The following is a 22,270-nucleotide window of genomic DNA, read 5'->3' as shown; positions in this document are numbered from 1 at the left end:
TCCAGCCTGCCGCACCGTCGGCGGCCGCCGGAGCCCGGGGCTCCGCCCGCGGGCCGGTCGACCCCCGCCGACCGGCGGGGGGCGAACCGGGACCCGGGACGGATGGACGCTCCGGCACCCGGGCGGCAGAGTGCAGTCCATGCTGCACCATGCGGCCCACGGTCGCAGGCCGCCGCACCCCCCGGCGGCGGCCTGCCCGGGCCCGGTCGTGCCCTACCGCTCTCAGATCCGCCCGACGGGCCACTGCGGCGGCGCCTTCGGCGCCGGCCCCAGTGTGGTCGTGCCCGGCGCCGCCCGGTGCCCCAGCCCCGTCCGGTACGCGTCCAGCGCCGCCTCCGTCCGCCCCGTGCGCCGCAGGAGATCGCCCAGCAGCCGGCACAGGTCCGCGAGGTCGCCCGCCGCGCCGGTGCGCTCCAGCAGGGACAGCGCGGCGCAGTAGTGCTCCTCGGCGGCGTCCGTGTCGCCCCGGTCCTCGGCGATGAGCCCCAGCAGCCGGTGCGCACCGCCGGCGTGGACGGCGCCCCGCTCGGCGCCGAGCGCCGTGGGCGCGAGCAGGGGGCGCAGCAGCTCCTCCGCCTCCGGCGCCTTCCCCCGGCGCCGCAGCACGTCCGCGAGCTCCACCTCCACCTGCACGGTGAACAGCGGGGCGCGCTTGGAGGCCAGCATGTCGCGGGCGGTGCGCAGTTCGCTCTCGGCCTTGCGCAGGTTGCCGTCCTGCGCGTGCACGTAGCCGCGCATCCAGTGGCAGTGGGCGAGTTCGGTCCGTATGCGCAGCTGCTGGTAGAGCTCCTGGGCCTTGGCGAGGGAGGCGTCCGCGTCGGCGATGCGGCCCTCGGCGATGAGGCTGCGGGCCACGCCCCGGTGCATGGCGGCGACGAGCGCCGGGTCGTCCACCTGGGGCGCGAGCGCCAGCGCGAGCTCGGCGGCGTGCGCGGCGCGGGCGTGCGCTCCCATGTCCATGTAGGGCGCGATGGAGGCGGTGTAGAGCAGGAGCAGGGCGTCGGGGTCGTGCATCCCGGAGGCGTTGAGCTCGTCGAGGGCGGTCTCCAGGAGGTAGCAGGCGTAGCGCAGTTCGCCCGCGAGGAGATGGGCGGTGGCGCGGCCGCGCAGGGCGGGCACGCGGCGCGGCAGCGGCTGGTCGGCGAGGAGGGCCTCGGCGTCGGCGAAGAGGTCGCGGGCGGCGGTGAGGTCGCCGCTCTCCAGCGCGCAGTCGCCGAGCCCGAGGACGGCGGCGGACTCCTCGTTCACGAGCGAGAGCGCCGCCGCCTCGGCGCGCAGGGCGCGGAAGAGCGCGGCGGCGTCCTCGGCGTCGCCGGTGGCCAGGGTGCGCCGGGCGTCCGTCAGCCGCATCCGCAGCTCGGTGGCGAGGTGGGGCGGGCGGCCGGTGGCCAGCTCCTCGACGGTGGTGCCGAGCCGCCCGGCGAGATGGCGCAGGGCGGTCTCGGAGGGCCGGACCCGGCCGGCCTCCAGGGTGGAGATGTAGGCCGCCGTGTAGGCGGGCTCGGCCAGTTGTTTCTGGGTGAGCCCCTTCTCGGTCCGCAGCCGCAGGACGCGGCGGCCGATGTCGGAGGGCTCGTCCGCCCGTATGCCGTGGGTGCTGTTCTCGGCCACTTCCGCCCCTCGGTACATTGCGCCGTGATTCAAGCCGTACGTTAAATCTGCTTACGTGAGGATGTAATCGTGCCGCCTGTGCCGTCCGTGCCGCCCATACCGAAGACCACCGGAAACGGTGACACCACGAACACCGGGCCCATAGGGGCCTCCGCGGCGGGCACGGTCCGCCAGCCCGGCCTCGTCATGACCGATCACTTCTTCGACGTACCGCTCGACCACGCCCGTCCCGGCGGGGAGCGCATCCGGCTCTACGCCCGTGAGGTCGTCGCCGCGGGCCGGGCCCGGGAGGACCTGCCCTGGCTGGTCTTCCTCCAGGGCGGGCCGGGCTTCCCCGCCGGCCGGCCCGTGGGCCGGGAGAACTGGCTGGACCGCGCGCTGGAGGAGTACCGCGTCCTCCTGCTCGACCAGCGCGGCACCGGCCGCTCCACCCCCGCCAACCGGCAGACGCTGCCCCTGCGCGGCACCCCCGAGCAGCAGGCGGAGTATCTCGCCCACTTCCGGGCCGACTCCATCGTCCGCGACTGCGAGTACATCCGGCCGCTGCTGACCGGCGGCCGGCCCTGGAGCGTCCTCGGGCAGAGCTTCGGCGGCTTCTGCGCGGTCAGCTACCTGTCGTACGCGCCGGAGGGCCTGGCCGAGGTGATGATCACCGGCGGGCTGCCCTCGCTGGACGGCGACGCGGACGCCGTCTACCGCGCCTCGTACCCGCGCATGGAGCGCAAGACGCTGGCGCACTACGCCCGTTACCCGGACGACGAGGCGGTGGCCCGGCGCGTGGCGGAGCACCTGGCGGAGACGGAGGAGACGCTCCCGGACGGCTCCGTGCTGACCGTGGCGGCGTTCCAGCAGCTCGGCATCCTGCTGGGCACCGGCGACGGCTCCCACCGGCTGCACTACCTGCTGGAGGACGCGTTCGTGCCGACGGCCGCCGGACCGCGGCTGTCGGACGCCTTCGGCGAGCAGGTCGCGGCGGTGCTCTCGCGCACCGCCAGCCCGCTCTACACCCTCCTCCATGAGGCCATTTATGCCCAGGACGGGCGTGCGACGCACTGGTCCGCCGAGCGCGTCCGCGCGGAATTCCCGCAGTTCGAACGCCACTTCGAGCCCGGGGGTCGCTTCCTCTTCACGGGAGAGACCGTCCACCCCTGGATGCTGGAGACCCAGCCGGCCCTGCGCCCCCTGCGGCGCACCGCCGAACTCCTCGCGGAGCGCGAGGGCTGGACCCCGCTCTACGACGCGGACAGACTCGCCCGCAACACGGTGCCGGTCGCGGCGGCCGTCTACCACGACGACCTCTACGTGGACACCGAGCACTCCCTGCGCACGGCCCGGTCGATCGCGGGGCTGCGGACCTGGGTCACCGACGAGTACGAGCACGACGGCGTGCGCGCGGGCGGCCGCGCGGTGCTGGACCGGCTGCTGGGGCTCGTCCGGGACGAGGTGTGATCGGCCCTGTGCGCCTGACTAGCCCTCAGTAGCGGTCCCCTTCGTTTCCCGTCACATCCATTGTCATGAACCTCCTGAGCCTCTACGTTGAGCGGCGCCTTAACGCGACTTAACTCGCCACTTAACCGGCGGGTTTCGGTTCGGGAGGAACCCCCCATGCGCACGTACAGACGAATATCCATAGTGGCGGGCGCCGCCTTAACGGCCGCGCTCGCCGCCACGGCGGCCCCGCACGCTTCCGCCGTTGGCGCCACTCCGGCGCCCAAACCCACCCAGCGGGTGGAGTACTTCACCGAGCCCGGCGGTCACCCCCACCACAGGACCGTCCCGGCGTCCCCCACCCCGCCCCGCTCCCTCACCGCGGCCGCACCGTCCGCCCCGTCCGTCAAGGGCGACGGCGCCGTGACCTCGGTCGTCAACAACGGCCCCATCGGCACCAAGCTGGACGTCGTCTTCATCGGCGACGGCTACACCGCCTCCCAGCAGGAGGCATTCCACGCGGCCGTGCGCGCCAAGTGGGCGAAGATGTCGGCGGTCGAGCCCTACGCCTCGTACCGGAACCTCTTCAACGTCTGGGCCGTGGACGCCGTTTCGCGCGACTCGGGCGTCTCCGGCGACCCGGCGCAGGGCGTGAAGCGGGACACCGCCCTCGGCTCGGGCTTCTTCTGCGACGGGGTCGAGCGGCTGCTGTGCGTCGACACCGGCAAGGTCGAGTCGTACGCCGCCAAGGCGCCCGCCGCCGACCTGGTCGTGGTGCTCGCCAACTCCACCAAGTACGGCGGGGCGGGCTACAACGACGTCGTCTCCAAGGTCGGTTACGACGGCATCGCCACCGCCTCCTCCGATAACGACCGCTCCGACCAGATCGCCGTCCACGAGACCGGTCACTCGCTGGGCAAGCTCGCCGACGAGTACCAGTACGACGAGTACGGCACCTACACCGGCGCAGAGCCCCGCGACGTCAACACCAGCACGCTCGACGCGGGCCGGATGGGCGCACAGCGGACCAAGTGGTACCGCTGGCTCGGGCAGCGGTCACCGGACGGCGGCACGGTCGGAGCCTTCGAGGGCGGCGGTTACTACCCCAAGGGTCTCTTCCGTCCCACCGAGAACTCGATCATGCGGTCGCTGGGGCGGGAGTTCAACCTCGTCGGCCGTGAGGCCATGATCGCGGGCTTCTACCGGCACGCGAGCGTGCTGACCGCCGCCGACGGAACGGCGGCCGCCGGTACGACGATCGGGCGCGGCGCGCGCGTCGGCGTCCGGCTGCCCGCCGCGACGAGCACCGTCCACTGGTACGTCGACGGCCACGAGGTCGTCTGGTTCCGGGGGAAGACCACGGTCGTGCCGGGCTCCGTGGGCGTGCCGCGCGACGGCCGTACGCACACGCTGACGGCCCGTGCGGTCGACCGCACGGACGCGGTGCGCGACCCGGAGCTGGCCAAGCGGCTGCGCGGCGAGCTGTCGTGGAAGGTCGCGGGCTGACCTTCGGCGCTCAGGAGGGCTCGGCGTCGAGGACGTGCGAGCCCTCATAGGCGTGGGCGAGCCGGGAGAAGCCCAGGTCGAGGGCCTCGGTGGCGACGGCGCGCACCCGCTCGACGGGCTCGCCCGCCACCAGGGCGGTGTGCAGCACCTCGTAGGCCCGCTCCCCGGCGGCGACGGCCAGCGCGGCGAACAGCTCCAGCTCGGCCCGGCTGGCCCGCGGGGCCCGTTCCGTCAGCGACTCGGTGAGCAGCCGCTGCCGCTCCCTGCTCATCGGCAGATAGCCGCTCATCAGCGTGGGGCTGCCGCGCAGCACCCGGGCGAAGACCCGCCCGGTCTCGATCCGGTCCGGGTCGAGGACCAGCTCGACGCCGTGGGCGTAGAAGTCCCGTACGGCCGCGAGGAGCTCGGCGCCGGTCCGGGCCGGGGCGACGGCGTCCGGCAGGCCCGCCCGGAACTCCTCGCGGCGGCTGAAGAAGATGTCCTCCTTCGACGCGAAGTGCGTGAAGACCGTCGCCGGCGCCACATCGGCCTCCGCCGCGATCCGCGTGAGCGTCACCGCCTCGAAGCCCTGCTCGGCGAAGAGCCGGAAGGCCGCGTCGGCGATGGCGCGGCGGGTCCGCTCCCGTTTGCGACCGCGCATCCCCGTGGTGGCGGTCGTCCCCGTGGTGGCGGTCGTCCCCGTGGCGGCAGTCGGCGTGGCCTTGGTCATGACGCCAAGAATAACCACCTGACCGGCAGAAGTAGAGGTGCTATATTTTTATAGCGTCTCTAGTTTCGGGCTTCCTGCCCGCTTCCGCTGTCTCGCTTCGACGTCTCGCTTCCGATGTGGTGAGGACACCTCCATGCACACCGCCGCCGCTCCCCGGCGGACGGAGGACGGCCCGGCGGCCGCCCCCGGCCCGCGCTCCACCGCCGCGATCCTGGCCATCGCCTGCGTCGCCCAGTTCATGGTCATCCTCGATGTGTCGATCGTTAACGTGGCGCTGCCGTCCATGGGGTCCGAGCTCCACCTCGACGGCGCGGGCCAGCAGTGGATCGTCAACGCCTACACCCTCGGCTTCGCCGGGCTGCTGCTGCTCGGCGGCCGGCTGGCCGACCTCGTGGGCACCAAGAAGGCCTTCCTGGCCGGCGTCGCCGCCTTCACCGGCGCCTCCCTCGCCGGCGGATTCGCCACCGACGGCGGCCTGCTGATCGCCGCCCGCGCGGTGCAGGGCCTCGGCGGCGCCGTCCTCGCGCCCGCCACCCTCACCCTGATCATGACGACCTTCACCGAGCCCGCCGCCCGCACCCGGGCCATGGGCGCCTGGAGCGCCGTCATGGCCGCCGGCGGCGCCGTGGGCGCCGTGATCGGCGGCGTCCTCACCGAGTACGCGGGCTGGCGCTGGGTACTGTTCGTCAACGTGCCCATAGGCATCGCCCTGCTGGCCGCCGCGCTCGCCTACGTCCCGGCCGCCGCCTCCGGCAGTGGCGGGTTGCGCCGTCTCGACCTGCCCGGCGCGGTCACCGTGACGGCCGGGCTGACCGCCCTCGTCTACGGCATCGTCGCCAGCGAGACCCACGCCTGGGGCTCGCCGTGGGTGTGGGGCCCGCTGGTGGCCGCGGCCGCGCTGCTGGCCGCCTTCGTCGCCGTCGAGGCCCGCGTCGCCCACCCGCTCGTACCGCTGCGCGTGCTGCGCCGCCGGTCCGTCGCGACCGCGAACCCGGTCGTGGTCGTCATCGGCGCGGCCATGTTCTCGATGTGGTTCGTGCTCTCCCTGTACTTCCAGCGCGGCCTCCACTACAGCCCGATCCGCGCCGGCCTGTCCTTCGTACCCGGCTCCCTCGCGATCATCCTGGGCGCCCGAATAGCCACCCGCTTCATCGGCCGCACCGGGCCGCGCCCGCTGCTCGTCGGCGGCATGGCGCTGAGCACGGTCGGCTTCCTCTGGCTCTCGCGCGTCGACGCGACCGGCGGCTACACCACCGACGTCCTGGTGCCGTTCGTCCTGGCCACCCTCGGCACGGGCCTCGCCACCATGCCCGCCACGGTGGCCGCGACCGCCGGCGCCGACCGCGCCGAGGCCGGGCTCGCCTCGGGCCTCGTCAACACCTCCCGGCAGGTCGGCGGAGCCGTCGGCCTCGCCGTCGTCGGCACCGTCGCCGCCCACGTCACCGCGGACCGCCTCGCCTCCGGCACGCATGACGTCGCCGCCGCGCTGACCGCCGGCTACGGCAGGGGACTGCTGGTCGCCGCCCTGTTCGCCGCGTGCGCGGCGCTCGGTGGCCTCGCCCTGCCGGGCCGACCGGCACGACAGACCTCCTGACACCGTTCCTCAAACGGAAGGATCCGTCATGGCAAACGAGTTGAACCACATCATCGTCCACGTCAAGGACCGTCGGCAGAGCGCGGCCTTCGTCGCGGAGCTCATGGCCGCCGAGGCCCCCCGCGACTGGGGCCACTTCACCCAGATCACCAGCTCCAACGGCGTCGGCATCGACTTCTGCGACGACCTCGTGGCGCCGGCCGACCTCAACCCCAGCCACCTCGCCTTCCTCGTCACCGACGGGGAGTTCGACGCGATCCTCGGCCGGATCACCGAGCGCGGGCTGCCCTACTACCCCGACCCCCTGATGAGGGCCGAATCCGCGGGCACGATCAACCACGAGTACGGCGGCCGGGGCCTCTACCTCCGCGACCCGGGCGGCACGGTCGCGCTGGAGTTCATGACCACGCCGTACGGGGACGAGCCGACCAAGCGCCCGACGCGCCGGTCGGACGTCTGAGCGCCGGACGTCCGAGCACTGGGCGTCCGAGCGCTGGGCGTCCGAGCGCCGGCCGTTCGAGCGCCCGGCCGAGTCACCGCACCAGCTCCCGCTCCAGCGGCGTACGGAACCGGGGCGTGACGCGTACGTCGCCCAGCCACGCGGCCAGCCGCCCGGCCTCGGCCTCGACGGCGGCGGACGCTTCACGTCCGGTGTCCGCCAGGGCGCGCCAGACGATCTCGCCGTTCGCCCGCTGGGCCCAGCCGCCGACGATCCTGCCGTTCCACCACACCGTGGGCCCGATGTTCCCCGCGCGGTCGAAGAGGAAGGGGACGTGCTCCGGGTCCAGATACCAGTCGCGCTCCCGCCAGCCCATGGCCGTCGGGTCCAGCCCGGGCAGCAGCGCCGCCCAGTCGCCGGTGGGTTCGACGGGGTCGAGATCGTCCGGCAGCGCGAGCCCCGGCCCCCGGTCGAGCCGCACGCCCACGGCGCCCGTATCGGCCAGGGCGGCCCGGGTGTCCCGCAGCGACCAGCCCGTCCACCACTTCAGGTCCGCCTCCGTCGACGGCCCGTACGACGCGAGCCAGCGCCGCACCAGCTCCGCCCGCGCCTCCCGCTCGGGCAGCTCGGGGATGCGGGGCGCGGGCGCCCACGAATAGAGGCTGCTCGTCCAGGACCCGCGCGGCCGGGACCGTCGTACGTGCCCGTCCGACGCCAGCAGCCGCAGCACCCGGCTCCCCACGCTCTGCCGCGACTCGTACGGCTTGCCCGGCGATGTCGTGATCTTCTCCCGGAGCGCGAGCACGTCCTCGGCCAGCTCGGCCGTCGTCGCCTCACCGCGCGCGGCGAGCGCCGCCAGCGCCGCCTCCTCGGCCTCCGCCAGCCGCCGCTCGTCCCACGCCTCCCCGAGGGCCTTCAGCAGCCCGGCCCGTTCGCGCCTGGCGATGCCGCGCGCGGTGGAGAACTCCACACAGGGGGCCACCTCGGTGCTCACGGCGAAGATCGTGCGCCGCATCGACAGCAGCTTGATCAGCGTCACGTCGTCGTACAGCCCCCGCTCCACCTCGGCCGGGTCCGGCTCGGCGAGCCGCGCGCAGGCGGACAGATAGACGGTCGCCGCGTCGGAGGCGTGCAGCCCGACGAGCGCGTCCGCCACGTCCTCGACGGCGGCGGCCCGGTGCGCGGGCGCGAGGAGGTGCCGGCTGCCGAGCCGGGCACGCCGCGCGTCGTCACTGATACGGGGGAGGGCGCTGCTGCTCATGAGGGTGAAGGTAGACGGGATCTAGGACAGACCCTGTCCTAGGGCGCGGGAAATGCGGGTGCGTGAACGCGTGCGGGGCTGAGACGGTGCGCCGTATGACCGACACGAACACTGTGATCATCCGCCGGGCCGAGCCCGCCGACGCGGCCGGAGCCGCCGAGGTGTGGCTGCGCTCGTACGTCGCCGCCCTCCCGGCCGTCCGCCGGGCGCACACGGACGACGAGGTACGGGCGTGGTTCCGCTACGTCGTCGTGCCCGAGCGCGAGACGTGGGTGGCGGAGGGGGCGGGCGGGGTGATCGTGGGGGTGATGGTCCTCCAGGGCGGCCATCTCGACCAGCTCTACCTCTCCCCCGAGCGCCGGGGCGAGGGCCTGGGCGACCGCTTCGTCGCCCTGGCCAAGGAGCGCCGCCCCGAGGGCCTGGAGCTGTGGACCTTCCAGGTCAACACCCCGGCACACCGCTTCTACGAACGCCACGGCTTCACGGCGGCGGAGCGCACGGACGGCAGCGGAAACGAAGAACGGGAGCCGGACGTTCGATACGTCTGGCTCCCGTCGAAGAGAGTGCGCTCGGCAGGATTCGAACCTGCAACCTCTTGATCCGTAGTCAAGTGCTCTATCCGTTAAGCTACGAGCGCTCGGCGTCCCGGTCGGCGTTTCCGCTGGCCGGTCGGCGTTGCGGGAACAACTGTACATGAACTTTTCCCCTGCTCTTGACGCCCGCGTCCGCTCCTGCCGCCCGCGTCACTCCTGGGCGTCGAAGGTCCCGGCGTCCCGGCCGACGAGCCAGCGCCGGTCCGGGGCGTAGGAGGCCAGGTAGTAGGTGGCCTCCGCGGTGAAGGTCGTGGGGAAGAGCCGCGGCCCGTTGAGTCGGAGCCGCTCCACCGCCCACCGCTCGTTCTTGATCTTCTCCGCCAGTTCGTCGCGCTCGGCGGGGTCCGTGAGACCGGCGAGCTCCGCCTCCGCTTCGGTGATCTTGACCTCCGCCTCGGCGATGTTCCGGTCGATGTAGGCGGGCAGCCTGTCGGGCTTGTACTCCGGTACGACGCTGTAGTCGACGATCCGCGGGAATTCGGTGGGTGCGGCGGCGAGCCGGGCCGTGTCGACGTAGTGCGTGATCCGCGTCAGCGGCGCGGGATCCCAGCGGGCGGTGCCGGAGACCGCGACGGCCCCGGGGATGTCCGCGCCCGGGGCGTCCCAGGCGAGGATCGCGGGGTCGGCCGCGAGCGCCACGGGCGGGTGGGCGGCCAGGGCGGCCTCGTAGCGGGCGGCGCGGCCGGAGGCGGTACGGCCCTGCAGGGCCTGGCGGAGCGGGGCCTCCACCTCGTTGAGGTGGGTCTTGTTGGCCTTCGCGGTGCCCATGAAGATGTTCTGATCCGTGTTGTTGGCGCCGGCCACGAAGTCGCCGTTGATCGCGTGCATGGCCGTGGCCACCTGCGGCCGGTTCTCGTGCAGCAGGTACTGGTCGATGAGCCGGATCTCCTCGAAGCCTTTCGGGTAGCCCGGCTCGGACCCGCCGCCGGTCTGCCGGAACAGCTGCTCGAGCCGTACGTCGTTGCCCGTGGTGCATCCCTCGGGGTAGGTGAGCCCCCGGAAGCCGAGCGTGTCCAACGGGGCCAGGGAGGCGACGGACACGTCCTGCGCCGCCGCCGCCCGACGGAAGGGCGCGAACCGCCGCCCAGCGGTTGCGGTTGCTCCCGAGGCGCCCGACGCACCCGAGGCGCCCGAGCGTGCGACCAGGGCCGCGACCGCCGTTCCGCCCGCCGTCCGGTGCAGGGCCGTCATCGTGGCGACGAGCCCACCGGGTGCGGACGAGGCGGCGGCGACGGTCGCCGCGGCCCCGCCGGCCCTCCGTGACGCGGTGGCCGTCCGCCGGGCAGGGGTCCTGGGCACGGTGGGCTCCTCGCTCGGGCTGACGCCCGGTCGGCGGGACGGTCCGGATCGGGGGGACGGGGGCCACGGAGTGCGGGACGTACGGGCGTTCAGGATGTCGGCAGGACGTCGTCACGGACAAGGCCCCCGGACAAGGCCCCCCGGCACAAGGCCCCCCGGCACAAGGCCGCGGAATTCCCCATCCCCGGCGTTCTCGCATGGCGGGAAGCGCTGCCGGAACGCCAGGAACGCCAGGAACGCCCGGCGCTCAGGTCACTCAACGAGCGCGGGCGCGCGAGCCGGAGGGTGAAGCGTCCGGTACGGGCCCGGTCGGGCGGGTGGGTGTGGGGCAATATGGGCTCATGGGCACCTTCGCTGCACACGGCGGTCTCATCGCCGGGCGGTACCGGCTGGGCCGGAAGATCGGGCGCGGCGGTATGGGGACCGTATGGCGTGCCACGGACGAGCTGTTGGCGCGCGAGGTCGCGGTCAAGGAACTGCACGTGGACGAGCAGCCGTCCGAGCGGGAGACCCGGGCGCAGTACGCGCGGATGCTGCGCGAGGCGCGCGCGGTCGCGCTGATCAGGCATCCGAACGTGATCGTGATGCACGACATCGTCGAGCAGGACGGCCGGCCCTGGATCGTCATGGAGCTGATCGACGGCCGTTCCCTGTCGGGCCTGTTGTCGGCGGAGGGGCCGGTCGGCGTCCACGAGGCGGCGCGGATCGGGGTCGCGCTGCTGGGCGCGTTGCGCGCGGCGCACGCGCGGGGCGTGCTGCACCGGGACATCAAGCCCCCCAACGTCCTGCTGGAGGAGGGCACCGGCCGCGTCGTCCTCACCGACTTCGGTATCGCCCAGGTCTCGGGCGTCACGACGATCACGGAGACGGGCGCGTTCGTCGGCTCGCCCGAGTACACCGCGCCGGAGCGGATGTCCGGCGGGCGCGCGGGCCCGGAGTCCGATCTGTGGTCGCTGGGCGTCCTGTTGTGCACCGCGCTCAGCGGAGAGTCGCCCTTCCACCGCGACTCGCTGGGCGGCATCCTGCACGCCGTCGTCTACGACGAGATCCGGCCGCCCACGGCGGCCGGTCCGCTGCTCCCGGTCGTCCGCGGCCTGCTGGAGCGGGATCCGGCGCGGCGGATGGGCGCGGACGAGGCGGAGGCGACGCTGAGGGCGTTCCTCGACGCCGGCCGGCTGCCCCCGGACCGGCTGCCCACCCGGCCCGCCCTCCCGCTCCTGCCCTGCCCCGCGTCGCAGGCCGGTGGCCGATCCCGTACGGCCCTGCTGGTGGCGCTCACCGTCGTCGCGCTGGCCGGCATGGGCGCCGGGGCGGCGGCGCTGCTGATGAACGAGGACAGTGCGAAGAACGGGCTCGCCGACGGGCGGCCGCCCTTCTCCGCGCCCTTGACCCCCGGCGCCACGGCGGTGTCCGTGTCGCCGTCCGCACCACCGCCGCCACCACCCGCCACCGCCTCCGTCACCGCGCCCGCCGGCTATCACTCCGTCCAGGACCCGGCAGGCTTCGCTTTCGCCGTGCCCGACGGATTCACCCGTTCCCTGGAGCCGCCGCGCGTCTTCTACTACTCGCCCGGCAAGGACTTCCGCATCGGCGTCCTCATCCAGGACATGCAGGAGGGCGGACCGATCACGGTCATGCGCTCCTCCGCCGCCCTCGCCCCCGACCGCTACCCCGGCTACCGGGACGGCAAGGTCGAGCGGACCGAGCTGCGCGGCCACCGGGCGGCGACCTGGGAGTTCACCTGGGACGGCTTCGACGAGAAGGAGAAGGCCCCGGCGGGCCCCCGGCACACCTACGACCTCGCGTGGGACGAGGGGGACAAGATGTATGACGTGTGGGTGTCCTCCCCGGCCGGGAGGGAGGACGAAGGCAAGCGGTACTTCGACACGGCGCTGTCCACCTTCGTCCGGACCAGGCCCGTCTCCTCGCCCTGACGGCGGCCGTCTCCCCGCCCTGACAAGAGAGTTGATTACCGCCGGGTATTCAAAGCGTCCCGCCCCGCATACGCTCACCCGCATGACGGACACGCAGGACACTGGAACAGTCGCCGATGGCAATCCCGTCGCTCCGGCGGGCAACCTCGTCGCCCTGGCGGGCAACCCTGTCGCCCCGACGGGCGCCCGGACCGCCGCCGACGTCGTCACGCCGGAGCTCGTCGCCCGGCTCACGCGCGCGGTGGTGAGCTCCGGCGGCCGCACGGCGAGCCACGCCCCCTTCACCGGCCGGAAGCTGGCCGATCTGCCGGAGTCCTCGCCCGAGGACGTGGCGGAGGCCTTCGCCCGGGCCCGCGAGGCGCGGCGCGCCTGGGCGGAGACGCCCGTACGGCGCCGGGCGGCGGTACTGCTGCGCTTCCACGACCTCGTGCTCGCCCGCCAGTCCGAGATCCTGGACCTCGTCCAGCTGGAGACGGGCAAGGCCCGGCTGCACGCCCACGAGGAGGTGCAGGCCGTCGCCGTCGCCGCCCGGCACTACGGTCGGTGGGCCCCCTCCTATCTGCGGCCCAAGGCGCACCTGGGCGTCCTCCCCACCCTCACGCGCGTCACCGAACTGCGCGTACCGCGCGGTGTGGTGGGGCAGATCGCGCCGTGGAACTACCCGTTCGAGCTGTCCGTCGGGGACGCGCTGCCCGCCCTCGCCGCGGGCAACGCCGTGGTGATGAAGCCCGACACCCAGACCGCGCTGACCGCCCTGTGGGCCCGCGAACTGCTGGTGGAGGCCGGGCTCCCGGAGGGCGTGTGGCAGGTGGTGCTCGGCGAGGGCCCCGTCGTCGGCCCCGCTGTCGTCGCCCACGCCGACTTCGTCTCCTTCACCGGCTCCACCCGCACCGGCCGCGAGGTCGCCCGGAGCGCCGCGGACCGGCTCGTCGGCTGCTCGCTCGAACTGGGCGGTAAGAACGCCATGCTGGTGCTGCGCGACGCGGACGTCGAGAAGGCGGCGGCGGGCGCGGTCCGCGGCTGCTTCTCCTCCGCCGGCCAGCTGTGCGTCTCCATCGAGCGACTGTATGTTCACTCCTCCGTGGCAAACGTCTTCCTGGAGCGCTTCGCCGCGCGCACGAAGGCCCTGCGCCTGGGCACGGGCCTCGCCTACGGCGCCGACATGGGGTCGCTGGTGTCGGAGCGGCAGCTGGAGAACGTCACCCGGCACGTGGACGAGGCCGTGGCCAAGGGCGCCACCGTCCTCGCGGGCGGCCGCCCCCGGCCGGACGTCGGACCGCTGTTCTACGAGCCGACCATCCTGGACGGGGTGGAGCCGCCCATGGCGGTCTGTGCCGAGGAGACATTCGGCCCGGTGGTCTCCGTCTACCGCTTCGACGACGAGGACGAGGCGGTGCGGCTCGCCAACGACTCCCCGTACGGCCTCAACGCGAGCGTGTGGACGGCCGACGGGCGCCGGGGCCGGGCGGTCGCGGCCCGGCTGCGGGCCGGCACGGTCAACGTCAACGAGGCGTACGCGGCGGCCTACGGCAGCGCCCGCGCGCCGATGGGCGGCATGGGCGACTCCGGCCTGGGCCGGCGGCACGGCGCCGAGGGCATCCTCAAGTACACGGAGGCGCAGACGATCGCCCAGCAGCGGCTGGTGCCGATGGGACCCGCGTTCGGCCTGGACGACGAGGCGTACGCACGGCTGATGACGGGCGGGCTGCGCGCCCTGAAGGCGCTCCGGCTGCGCTGAGGAGGGGCAGTGGTGAAGGGAACGTACGACTACGACGTGCTCGTCGTGGGGTCGGGATTCGGCGGTTCCGTCTCCGCCCTGCGCCTGACGGAGAAGGGTTACCGGGTGGGCGTGCTGGAGGCCGGCCGTCGCTTCACCCGCGACACCCTGCCCAGGAACTCCTGGGACCTGCGGAACTACCTCTGGGCCCCGGCCCTCGGCCTCTACGGCCTCCAGCGCATCCACCTGCTCGGCAACGTCATGGTGCTGGCGGGCGCCGGTGTCGGCGGCGGCTCGCTCAACTACGCCAACACCCTCTACGTACCACCGAAGGCGTTCTTCGACGATCCGCAGTGGGCCGGGATCACCGACTGGGAGGGCGAGCTGCGGCCGTACTACGAGCAGGCGCGGCGGATGCTCGGGGTGCGGATCAACCCGACCACCACGCCGTCCGACGTCCATCTCAAGGCGGCCGCCGAGAAGATGGGCGTGGGGGACACCTTCCACATGGCGCCGGTCGGGGTGTTCTTCGGGGACGGGCGGGACGGCGACGGCGAACGCCGCGCCCGGCCCGGCGAGGAGGTGCCCGACCCCTACTTCGGGGGCGCCGGGCCGGACCGGCGGGCCTGCGTCGAGTGCGGCGAGTGCATGACGGGCTGCCGGCACGGGGCGAAGAACACCCTCTGCGAGAACTACCTCCACCTCGCCGAACGCGCCGGAGCGGTGATCCACCCGATGACCACGGTGCTGGCCGTCGCCGAGCACCGCGACGGCGGCTACCGCGTCGTCACCGTCCCCACGGACCGGCGGCGCGGACGTCACAGGGCGCGCCCGAGGACGCTGCGCGCCCGGTACGTCGTGCTCGCCGCCGGCACGTACGGCACCCAGACGCTGCTGCACACGATGCGGGACAAGGGCCTGCTGCCCGGGATCTCCCCCCGGCTCGGCATGCTGACCAGGACGAACTCCGAGGCGCTGGTCGGCTCCCAGACCACCGACCGGCGCTACCGCGAACGCCACGGCGAGCGGCCGGACTTCACCCGGGGCGTCGCGATCACCTCGTCCATCCACCCGGACGCAGACACGCACATCGAGCCCGTCCGCTACGGCAAGGGCTCCAACGCGATGGGCTTCCTGTCCGTCCTCCAGGTGCCGGTGGGGACGCGTGCGCCACGGGCGGTGGCCTTCGCGGGGCGGTGCGTCCGCCACCCCGTCCTGCTGCTGCGGTCGCTGTCCAACCGCCGCTGGTCCGAGCGCACCATCATCGGCCTGGTGATGCAGTCGCTGGACAACTCCCTCACCACCTACCGGCGGCCGAGGGGCCCCGGCAAGGGGCTGCTCACCGCCCGGCAGGGCCACGGCGAGCCCAACCCCGTACAGCTCCCGCAGGCGACCCGGGCGGCGTCCCTCGTCGCGGAGGAGATCAACGGCTTCCCGGGCAGCAACGTCGGTGAGCTCATCGGCACGCCGCTCACCGCGCACTTCATCGGCGGCTGCCCGATCGGCGCCGACGCCTCCCGGGGCGTGATCGACCCGTACCACCGGCTCCACGGCCACCCGGGCATCTCCGTCGTCGACGGCGCGGCCGTCTCCGCGAACCTCGGCGTCAACCCCGCCTTGACGATCACGGCGCAGGCCGAGCGCGCGATGTCCTTCTGGCCGAACAAGGGGGAGACCGACCCCCGCCCCGAGCAGGGCCGGGCGTACGAGCGCACGGCCGCCGTGGAACCCCGGCACCCGGCCGTGCCCAAGGACGCCTTCGCGGCGCTGCGCCTGCCGCTGCTTCCGGTGCCGAGGGTGCCGCGGGAGTCCTGACCGCACCGGGGCACGGCGAAGGGCCCCGGGCCGCCGACGCGGGGGCTGCGGGCGGCCACGGGGCCCTTGACTGCCGGCACCGAGATCAGGGCAGGTCGGTGCCGCGGAGCGGCGCCGGGGGGAGCGCCGCGGGCTGGGGGGATGAGCTGGATCCGTTGACTGAACCAGTTGGTTTAACCGGATGGTTGAACCAATGGCGGTGGGACGCGAGGGGATTGGTGCGGACTTTCGGTTCCCCTTGGCATCGTGGGGGATGCGCCTCCCGGGCGCAACCGTTTCGACCGGATACGGTCGGTTCCAGGCGTCCCCGGAACCGACCGTCCCTTGGGTGGCGGCCGGGCTGCTGTCCCCTGCTGACCGGTCGCCGTGCCACCGGAGGGGGGTCCCACGACACGCGTGCTCGCGCGTCTCCCACTCCGGTGGATCCGCCCTGTCGATGCCGGGCGCCCAGTTGAACAGGGACGGAAGCCACGCGTGGATTTCGAGAGGGCCGCTCCTGGCTGGTGCGGTCACCGGTATTAACGAAGATGATCAGCCGCCGGTCACGGCGCCGTACGGGTGACGGGCCCGGTCGGCATTCGCCCGTCAGACGCGGCCCCGGCACAGCTCCAGCAGGGTCATGGCCAGCGCGGTGCCCGGCCGGCCGAGCTGCTCGCGGTAGTGGCCGAGGATCTCCATCTCGCGCGAGAGGTTGACGCGCCGGCCCCCGGAGGCGATGCGCTCGCGCTGGATCACCGCCGAGACGGCCATCCGCTCCTGCACGAGGCCGATGATGCGGCCGTCGAGATCGTCGATCCGCTCCCGGGCGCCGGTGATCACTCCGGCGGCCTCGGGGGTGCGGGCGCCGGTGTCGGCGGGAGTCGTGGTGGTGGCGATGGCGCCGTGCGCGTTCATGGTCATGTCTTTTTCTCCAAAAGGGCCGGGGCCCCCGGAGGCGGACAGGTCCGGGAAAACGACAGGCGCCCCGGGCCTTGTCGGCCCGGGGCGCCTGGGAAGTCGCTTGTCAGTTGCTCAAGCAGCACGACCATGGCAGCCGGACGGGCCGGGTGCCATAGGTAAAGACGAAGGTCAGGTGCTTGCGCATGGCGCCCAGTATGGCCCGGGAACGGCGCCGTGGCCAACGCGGGCCGGTCCGGTATTCGGATGGTGAGACAAAAGGAACCCCCCGCTCCCCGGTAGAATCGACAAATACAGACCCCCTCCCGACCGCCGGAAGGCCGCTCCCGTGTCAGCAGCACCCCCCGCCGCCGTCCACGACAACACCGCGGAACCGGTGCTCGTTGTCGACTTCGGCGCACAGTACGCCCAGCTCATCGCCCGCCGCGTGCGTGAGGCCCGGGTCTACAGCGAGATCGTCCCCAGCACGATGCCCGTCGCGGAGATGCTCGCCAAGAACCCCAAGGCGATCATCCTCTCCGGCGGCCCCTCCTCCGTGTACGAGGAAGGCGCTCCGCGCCTCGACGACGCCCTCGCCCTCTTCCAGGCCGGTGTCCCCGTCTTCGGCATGTGCTACGGCTTCCAGCTGATGGCCACGACGCTGGGCGGCACGGTCGACAACAACGGTGCCCGTGAGTACGGCCGCACCGCGCTGCACGTCGGCAAGGCCGGCTCCACGCTCTTCGAGGGCACCCCCGTCGAGCAGTCCGTGTGGATGTCGCACGGCGACGCCTGCTCGGCCGCGCCCGAGGGCTTCGCCGTCACCGCCTCCACGGACCTGGTGCCGGTCGCCGCCTTCGAGAACGACGAGAAGAAGCTCTACGGCGTGCAGTACCACCCCGAGGTGATGCACTCCACGCACGGCCAGCTGGTCCTGGAGCACTTCCTCTACCGCGGCGCGGGCATCGAGCCGTCCTGGACGACGGGCAACGTGATCGAGGAGCAGGTCGAGGCCATCCGCGCGCAGGTCGGCACCAAGCGCGCGATCTGCGGCCTGTCCGGCGGCGTGGACTCCGCCGTGGCCGCCGCCCTGGTGCAGAAGGCCATCGGCTCCCAGCTGACCTGCGTCTACGTCGACCACGGCCTGATGCGCAAGGGCGAGACCGAGCAGGTCGAGAAGGACTTCGTGGCCGCCACGGGCGTCCAGCTGAAGGTCGTCGACGCGCAGGAGCGATTCCTCGGCGCGCTCGCCGGTGTCTCCGACCCGGAGACCAAGCGGAAGATCATCGGCCGGGAGTTCATCCGCGTCTTCGAGCAGGCGCAGGCCGAGATCGTCGCCGAGGGCGCGGCCGACGGCGAGGACGTCGCGTTCCTCGTCCAGGGCACGCTCTACCCGGACATCGTCGAGTCCGGCGGTGGCACCGGCACCGCCAACATCAAGTCCCACCACAACGTGGGCGGCCTCCCCGAGGACCTGGAGTTCGAGCTCGTCGAGCCGCTCCGCCAGCTCTTCAAGGACGAGGTCCGCATGGTCGGCCAGGAGCTCGGCCTGCCCGCCGAGATCGTCCAGCGCCAGCCCTTCCCGGGCCCGGGCCTCGGCATCCGCATCGTCGGCGAGGTCACCCAGGAGCGCCTGGACCTGCTGCGCGAGGCCGACGCCATCGCCCGCGAGGAGCTCACCGCCGCCGGCCTGGACGCCGAGATCTGGCAGTGCCCGGTCGTGCTGCTCGCCGACGTCCGCAGCGTGGGCGTGCAGGGCGACGGCCGCACGTACGGCCACCCGATCGTGCTGCGCCCGGTCTCGTCCGAGGACGCCATGACGGCGGACTGGACGCGCATGCCGTACGACGTGCTGGCGCGGATCTCCACCCGCATCACGAACGAGGTGCGCGACGTCAACCGCGTGGTGCTGGACGTGACCAGCAAGCCGCCGGGCACGATCGAGTGGGAGTAATTCCCCAGCGATGACAAACGGCCGTGCCGCCCCTCCGCCGCGTGTGGAGTGGGCGGCACGGCCGTTTCCCCGCCTATGCGTCCTGCCCGTGGTGCGGAATGCTGTGAGCCCATGCCAGTGAGAGGAGACGTTGTGCCGCACATAGACGTGGGGAACGACGCGCCTGGAATCATCGGCCTGATGCGGTTCCGCCCGGAGACCGCCGATCCGCTGAACGACCTGGCCGACGCCCTGCTCCGCGCCCCCGGCCCGCTCTCCCGGGGCGAGCGCGAACTGATCGCCTCCTATGTCTCGCACGGCAACGGCTGTGCCTTCTGCACGGGCGGCCACTCCGAGGTCGCCGCCCGCGAACTGGAGGGCGGCATGCCGGCCGTCCGCCGCGTCCTGGACGACCACGACTTCTCCGGTTTCCCGGCGAAGATCGGCGCGCTGCTCACCATCGCCGCCCTTGTCCGCGAGGGCGGCAAGAAGGTCACCGAGGAGTCCGTGGCGGCCGCGCGCAAGGCGGGGGCCACGGACGTGGAGATCCACGACACGGTGCTGATCGCCGCCGCGTTCTGCATGTACAACCGCTACGTGGACGGCCTGGCGGCTTCGTCGCCGACGGACCCGTCGTCCTTCGCGCGGATGGCGGACCGCGTCGTCGCCCACGGCTACGCGAACGGACCGGGGGCGCGGCGCGCCTGATCCGGTCAAACACGAGTGCCGTCGCTCATTCGTTTGGGCGGCGGCGGTGGTGTTTGGGGTGGGTACGCTGACCGTACGGCCGAGAATCCCGTCCATGGGAGGAACCATGACCGCTGAGCCCGTGCACCACTGGCCGGTGCCGCCGCAGGACGGGTACACCGTGGACGACCTGCTGACGCTGCCCGACCTCCCGCCGCATACGGAGTTGATCGACGGGAGCCTGGTTTTCGTGAGTCCGCAGCGGAATTTCCACAGCGTCGTGATCGACTTGCTGGTCGAAGGGTTGCGCCGGACAGTGCCGCCGGGATTGAAGGTCCGGCGTGAGATGACGGTGGTGATCGATAAGCGCAACGGTCCGGAACCGGACATCTGTGTCGTGCGCGCCGCGTCCGTACGGAGCCTTGATCAGACGTATTACCAAGTCCGGGACGTCCTCTTGGCTGTTGAGGTGGTCTCTCCGGATTCCGAGGCGCGCGACCAAGTGACCAAGCCGTTCAAGTACGCGCTCGCCGGGATCCCGTACTTCTGGCGAGTCGAGATGGCCGGAGTGGAAGGCTATCCGGTCGTGAACGTCTTCGAACTCGACAAAGAATCACGCGCGTACGTGCCGACCGGCACCTACCGCGACGCGCTCAAGCTCACCGTCCCGTTCGACATCGACATCGATCTGACGGAGATCGACCAGTTCTAGCGCGGGCTGACGCACAGACACTGGCCTCCTCCCTTACCCGGCGGTAGCTTCCCCCCAAAGCCATGGATCACGGAGGAGGCCGCCCCATGACCGAGGCCGGCACCGGCACCGCCGCGCAACCCCCCGAGCCCATACCCACCGACCAGCTCCACTTCGCCATGCCCCCCAGGCACGACTCCGTCGAGGACGAGCGGCGGTACCGCAAGGAACGGCTGGCCGCCGCGCTCCGTCTCTTCGGGCGGTTCGGGTTCGAGGAGGGCGTCGCGGGGCACATCACCGCGCGGGATCCGGAGTTCACCGATCACTTCTGGGTCAACCCGTTCGGCATGTCGTTCAAGCACATCACCGTCGGCGATCTGATCCTGGTGAACCACAAGGGCCAGGTCGTCCAGGGCCGCCACCACGTCAACCAGGCGGCCTTCGCGATCCACTCGCAGATCCACCGCGCCCGGCCCGACGTCGTCGCGGCGGCGCACAGCCACTCCACCTACGGGCGCGCGCTGTCCACGCTGGGGGAGCTGCTGGAGCCGATCACCCAGGACGTCTGCGCGTTCTACCAGGACCACGCGCTCTTCGACGACTACACGGGCGTCGTGGTGGACGAGGAGGAGGGGCGCCGCATCGCCTCCGCCCTCGGGCCGCACAAGGCGGTGATCCTCCGCAATCACGGACTGCTGACCGTCGGCGACTCGGTGGACGCGGCCGCGTGGTGGTTCATCACGATGGAACGGTCCTGCCAGGTGCAGCTGGCGGCGAAGGCCGCCGGGAAACCCGTGCTCATCGACCCGAAGAGCGCCGAGCACACCCGTGACCAGCTCGGCAACGACCTGGTGGCGTGGATCAACTACCAGCCGCTGTACCAGCAGATCACCCGCAGTGAGCCGGAGCTGCTGGACTGACCCCACGAGGCGTCCGGTCGGCCGGCCACCCCCGCCGAGCGGCGGGGGTGGCTCGTTCTTTCGGGCGTTTTTGCGGTCCTTTTACCTTGTTTACGATGGCCGGAAGCCGAGGCGTCCTCGCCTCGGCTCTGTCATGCCATTGAGCCGATCGCACCGATCGCACCGATCGAGCCGATCGAATTGATTCAACCGGTAGGAGAACCATGCGCCGCCTCACCCGTGCCGTCGGGCTGTCCGCCGTCGTCGCCCTGACCGGGCTGGCCGCCACGGCGTGCGGCGGCGGCGCCGAGGCCGAGGAGCGGCCCGCGAAGTCCTCCGCGCCGGCCTCGTCCGCCGCGACCCCGTCGAGCCCCGCGCCCGTCACGGAGAAGCCCGCCCCGGAGGCCGCGCTGCTCAAGGGCGCCGCCAAGGTCGTACGGCCCGAGATCGCACCCGCCAACGGCGAGAAGGTCGGTGTGGGCCAGCCCATCGCGATCGTCTTCAAGCAGCAGAAGGTCGCCAAGGAGCTGCGCGCCGGCATCGAGGGACGGCTGAAGGTCTCCACATCCCCGCAGGTCCCCGGCGCCTGGCACTGGAACGAGTCCAAGGGCGACACGCGCGTCCACTTCCGTCCCGAGAAGTACTGGCCCGCCGGCACCAAGGTCACCCTCGACGCGCGGCTCGCGGGCGTGAAGCTCGCCGAGGGCACCGCGGCCGACCGCGACCGGACGATCTCCTTCACCATCGGCGACTCGATGGTCAACACCGTGGACCTCAAGACCCACAAGATGACCGTCGTCCGCAACGGCAAGACCCTGCGCGTCATCTCGGTCAGCGGTGGCGACGAGTCCAAGGGCTTCGGCACCCGCGAGGGCGTCAAGACCATCCTCGCCAAGGAGGGCCGCGTCGTCATGGACTCGCTCTCCATCGGCATCCCGCGCAACCACCCCGACGGCTTCTACGGCTCGTACGACTACAGCATGCGCGAGACGATCAGCGGCGAGTACGTTCACGCGGCGCCCGACAACGCCGAGTCCTTCGGCAAGGAGAACGTCAGCCACGGCTGTATCGGCATGTCCACCGCCGACGCCAAGTGGCTGTACGAGCTGACCCTCAAGGGCGACGTCGTCCAGGTCACCGGCAGCACCAAGCCCAAGCCCATGGACCTCTTCGGCAACGGCTACGGCGATTGGAACCTGACCTGGGAGCAGTGGCTGGAAGGCAGCGCGCTGGGCGTCCGCTCCGGAGCCTGACCTCATCATCCCCATGGTGCGCAAG

18 protein-coding genes and 1 tRNA gene are annotated in these 22,270 nt (G+C 72.5%); 13 read left to right on the top strand and 6 right to left on the bottom strand.

Features of this window, described 5'->3' with window-relative positions:
* Positions 1 to 222: 222 nt before the first annotated feature.
* Positions 223 to 1,611, bottom strand: a complete 1,389-nt coding sequence (locus tag IE096_RS18620) for a helix-turn-helix domain-containing protein (RefSeq protein WP_229820347.1) — start codon at positions 1,609 to 1,611, stop codon at positions 223 to 225.
* Positions 1,612 to 1,797: 186 nt separating this feature from the next.
* Here IE096_RS18620 and IE096_RS18615 point away from each other — a divergent pair, with 186 nt between their 5' ends.
* Positions 1,798 to 3,060, top strand: a complete 1,263-nt coding sequence (locus tag IE096_RS18615) for an alpha/beta fold hydrolase (protein ID WP_189453572.1) — start codon at positions 1,798 to 1,800, stop codon at positions 3,058 to 3,060.
* Positions 3,061 to 3,216: 156 nt separating this feature from the next.
* Positions 3,217 to 4,545: a M64 family metallopeptidase gene (locus IE096_RS18610; protein ID WP_189453148.1), complete on the top strand. Its 1,329-nt coding sequence runs from the start codon at positions 3,217 to 3,219 to the stop codon at positions 4,543 to 4,545.
* A gap of 10 nt (positions 4,546 to 4,555) precedes the next feature.
* Here IE096_RS18610 and IE096_RS18605 read toward each other — a convergent pair whose 3' ends face one another.
* Positions 4,556 to 5,254, bottom strand: coding sequence for a TetR/AcrR family transcriptional regulator (locus IE096_RS18605; RefSeq protein WP_189453146.1), 699 nt, complete (start codon positions 5,252 to 5,254; stop codon positions 4,556 to 4,558).
* Positions 5,255 to 5,387: 133 nt separating this feature from the next.
* Between IE096_RS18605 and IE096_RS18600 the strand changes: the two genes are divergently transcribed.
* Together IE096_RS18600 and IE096_RS18595 are read left to right on the top strand one after the other, a co-directional pair.
* Positions 5,388 to 6,848: an MFS transporter gene (locus IE096_RS18600; RefSeq protein WP_189453145.1), complete on the top strand. Its 1,461-nt coding sequence runs from the start codon at positions 5,388 to 5,390 to the stop codon at positions 6,846 to 6,848.
* A gap of 28 nt (positions 6,849 to 6,876) precedes the next feature.
* Positions 6,877 to 7,308, top strand: coding sequence for a VOC family protein (locus IE096_RS18595; protein WP_189453143.1), 432 nt, complete (start codon positions 6,877 to 6,879; stop codon positions 7,306 to 7,308).
* 73 nt (positions 7,309 to 7,381) lie between these two features.
* Here the strand turns inward: IE096_RS18595 and IE096_RS18590 are convergent, their stop codons facing one another.
* On the bottom strand, positions 7,382 to 8,548 hold the full coding sequence (locus IE096_RS18590) for a winged helix DNA-binding domain-containing protein (protein ID WP_189453140.1): 1,167 nt from the start codon (positions 8,546 to 8,548) through the stop codon (positions 7,382 to 7,384).
* A 95-nt stretch (positions 8,549 to 8,643) separates the two neighbouring features.
* On the opposite strand from IE096_RS18590, the gene IE096_RS18585 reads away from it, so the two are divergent.
* Positions 8,644 to 9,147: a GNAT family N-acetyltransferase gene (locus tag IE096_RS18585; protein WP_189453138.1), complete on the top strand. Its 504-nt coding sequence runs from the start codon at positions 8,644 to 8,646 to the stop codon at positions 9,145 to 9,147.
* Here the strand turns inward: IE096_RS18585 and IE096_RS18580 are convergent.
* Together IE096_RS18580 and IE096_RS18575 are read right to left on the bottom strand one after the other, a co-directional pair.
* Positions 9,113 to 9,185: transfer RNA gene (locus IE096_RS18580), tRNA-Arg, on the bottom strand. The two genes, IE096_RS18585 and IE096_RS18580, sit on opposite strands and share 35 nt — an antisense overlap.
* Positions 9,186 to 9,291: 106 nt before the next feature.
* Positions 9,292 to 10,440 carry a hypothetical protein gene (locus IE096_RS18575; RefSeq protein WP_189453136.1) on the bottom strand — a complete coding sequence of 383 codons (1,149 nt, stop codon included), beginning with the start codon at positions 10,438 to 10,440 and terminating at the stop codon, positions 9,292 to 9,294.
* A gap of 341 nt (positions 10,441 to 10,781) precedes the next feature.
* Between IE096_RS18575 and IE096_RS18570 the strand changes: the two genes are divergently transcribed.
* From IE096_RS18570 to IE096_RS18560, 3 genes are all read left to right on the top strand, one after another.
* Positions 10,782 to 12,374, top strand: a complete 1,593-nt coding sequence (locus tag IE096_RS18570; protein ID WP_189453135.1) for a serine/threonine-protein kinase — start codon at positions 10,782 to 10,784, stop codon at positions 12,372 to 12,374.
* A gap of 82 nt (positions 12,375 to 12,456) precedes the next feature.
* Positions 12,457 to 14,112 carry a succinic semialdehyde dehydrogenase gene (locus IE096_RS18565; RefSeq protein WP_189453133.1) on the top strand — a complete coding sequence of 552 codons (1,656 nt, stop codon included), beginning with the start codon at positions 12,457 to 12,459 and terminating at the stop codon, positions 14,110 to 14,112.
* 9 nt (positions 14,113 to 14,121) lie between these two features.
* Complete coding sequence (locus tag IE096_RS18560) at positions 14,122 to 15,906, top strand: GMC oxidoreductase (RefSeq protein WP_373298157.1); 1,785 nt, start codon at positions 14,122 to 14,124, stop codon at positions 15,904 to 15,906.
* Between the two features lie 585 nt (positions 15,907 to 16,491).
* Here the strand turns inward: IE096_RS18560 and IE096_RS18555 are convergent.
* Complete coding sequence (locus IE096_RS18555; protein WP_189453131.1) at positions 16,492 to 16,806, bottom strand: chorismate mutase; 315 nt, start codon at positions 16,804 to 16,806, stop codon at positions 16,492 to 16,494.
* 325 nt (positions 16,807 to 17,131) lie between these two features.
* Between IE096_RS18555 and guaA the strand changes: the two genes are divergently transcribed.
* The 5 genes from guaA (at position 17,132) to IE096_RS18530 (ending at position 22,245) form a co-directional block, all read left to right on the top strand.
* Positions 17,132 to 18,736 (top strand): glutamine-hydrolyzing GMP synthase, encoded by a 1,605-nt coding sequence (gene guaA, locus IE096_RS18550; RefSeq protein ID WP_189453128.1) that lies wholly within the window; start codon positions 17,132 to 17,134, stop codon positions 18,734 to 18,736.
* A gap of 132 nt (positions 18,737 to 18,868) precedes the next feature.
* Positions 18,869 to 19,423 (top strand): carboxymuconolactone decarboxylase family protein, encoded by a 555-nt coding sequence (locus tag IE096_RS18545; protein WP_189453126.1) that lies wholly within the window; start codon positions 18,869 to 18,871, stop codon positions 19,421 to 19,423.
* A 106-nt stretch (positions 19,424 to 19,529) separates the two neighbouring features.
* On the top strand, positions 19,530 to 20,114 hold the full coding sequence (locus IE096_RS18540) for a Uma2 family endonuclease (RefSeq protein ID WP_229820346.1): 585 nt from the start codon (positions 19,530 to 19,532) through the stop codon (positions 20,112 to 20,114).
* A gap of 86 nt (positions 20,115 to 20,200) precedes the next feature.
* Positions 20,201 to 21,013, top strand: a complete 813-nt coding sequence (locus IE096_RS18535) for a class II aldolase/adducin family protein (protein ID WP_189453121.1) — start codon at positions 20,201 to 20,203, stop codon at positions 21,011 to 21,013.
* Positions 21,014 to 21,216: 203 nt separating this feature from the next.
* Positions 21,217 to 22,245 (top strand): L,D-transpeptidase, encoded by a 1,029-nt coding sequence (locus IE096_RS18530; RefSeq protein WP_189453120.1) that lies wholly within the window; start codon positions 21,217 to 21,219, stop codon positions 22,243 to 22,245.
* The last annotated feature ends 25 nt before the right edge of the window (positions 22,246 to 22,270 follow it).

The organism is Streptomyces abikoensis (assembly GCF_014648775.1).
Classification (GTDB): Bacteria; Actinomycetota; Actinomycetes; order Streptomycetales; family Streptomycetaceae; genus Streptomyces; species Streptomyces abikoensis.
The sequence above is the reverse complement of the archived record's forward strand: the minus strand, read 5'-3'. Positions and strand labels throughout refer to the sequence as shown.

What these genes read in the sequence shown, in the direction of transcription:
- IE096_RS18615 (WP_189453572.1), top strand. Translation starts at nt 1,798, where the DNA reads ATGACCGATCACTTCTTCGACGTACCGCTCGACCACGCCCGTCCCGGC.
- IE096_RS18610 (WP_189453148.1), top strand. Translation starts at nt 3,217, where the DNA reads ATGCGCACGTACAGACGAATATCCATAGTGGCGGGCGCCGCCTTAACG.
- IE096_RS18605 (WP_189453146.1), bottom strand. Translation starts at nt 5,254, where the DNA reads ATGACCAAGGCCACGCCGACTGCCGCCACGGGGACGACCGCCACCACG.
- IE096_RS18600 (WP_189453145.1), top strand. Translation starts at nt 5,388, where the DNA reads ATGCACACCGCCGCCGCTCCCCGGCGGACGGAGGACGGCCCGGCGGCC.
- IE096_RS18595 (WP_189453143.1), top strand. Translation starts at nt 6,877, where the DNA reads ATGGCAAACGAGTTGAACCACATCATCGTCCACGTCAAGGACCGTCGG.
- IE096_RS18590 (WP_189453140.1), bottom strand. Translation starts at nt 8,548, where the DNA reads ATGAGCAGCAGCGCCCTCCCCCGTATCAGTGACGACGCGCGGCGTGCC.
- IE096_RS18585 (WP_189453138.1), top strand. Translation starts at nt 8,644, where the DNA reads ATGACCGACACGAACACTGTGATCATCCGCCGGGCCGAGCCCGCCGAC.
- IE096_RS18570 (WP_189453135.1), top strand. Translation starts at nt 10,782, where the DNA reads ATGGGCACCTTCGCTGCACACGGCGGTCTCATCGCCGGGCGGTACCGG.
- IE096_RS18565 (WP_189453133.1), top strand. Translation starts at nt 12,457, where the DNA reads ATGACGGACACGCAGGACACTGGAACAGTCGCCGATGGCAATCCCGTC.
- IE096_RS18555 (WP_189453131.1), bottom strand. Translation starts at nt 16,806, where the DNA reads ATGACCATGAACGCGCACGGCGCCATCGCCACCACCACGACTCCCGCC.
- IE096_RS18540 (WP_229820346.1), top strand. Translation starts at nt 19,530, where the DNA reads ATGACCGCTGAGCCCGTGCACCACTGGCCGGTGCCGCCGCAGGACGGG.
- IE096_RS18535 (WP_189453121.1), top strand. Translation starts at nt 20,201, where the DNA reads ATGACCGAGGCCGGCACCGGCACCGCCGCGCAACCCCCCGAGCCCATA.
- IE096_RS18530 (WP_189453120.1), top strand. Translation starts at nt 21,217, where the DNA reads ATGCGCCGCCTCACCCGTGCCGTCGGGCTGTCCGCCGTCGTCGCCCTG.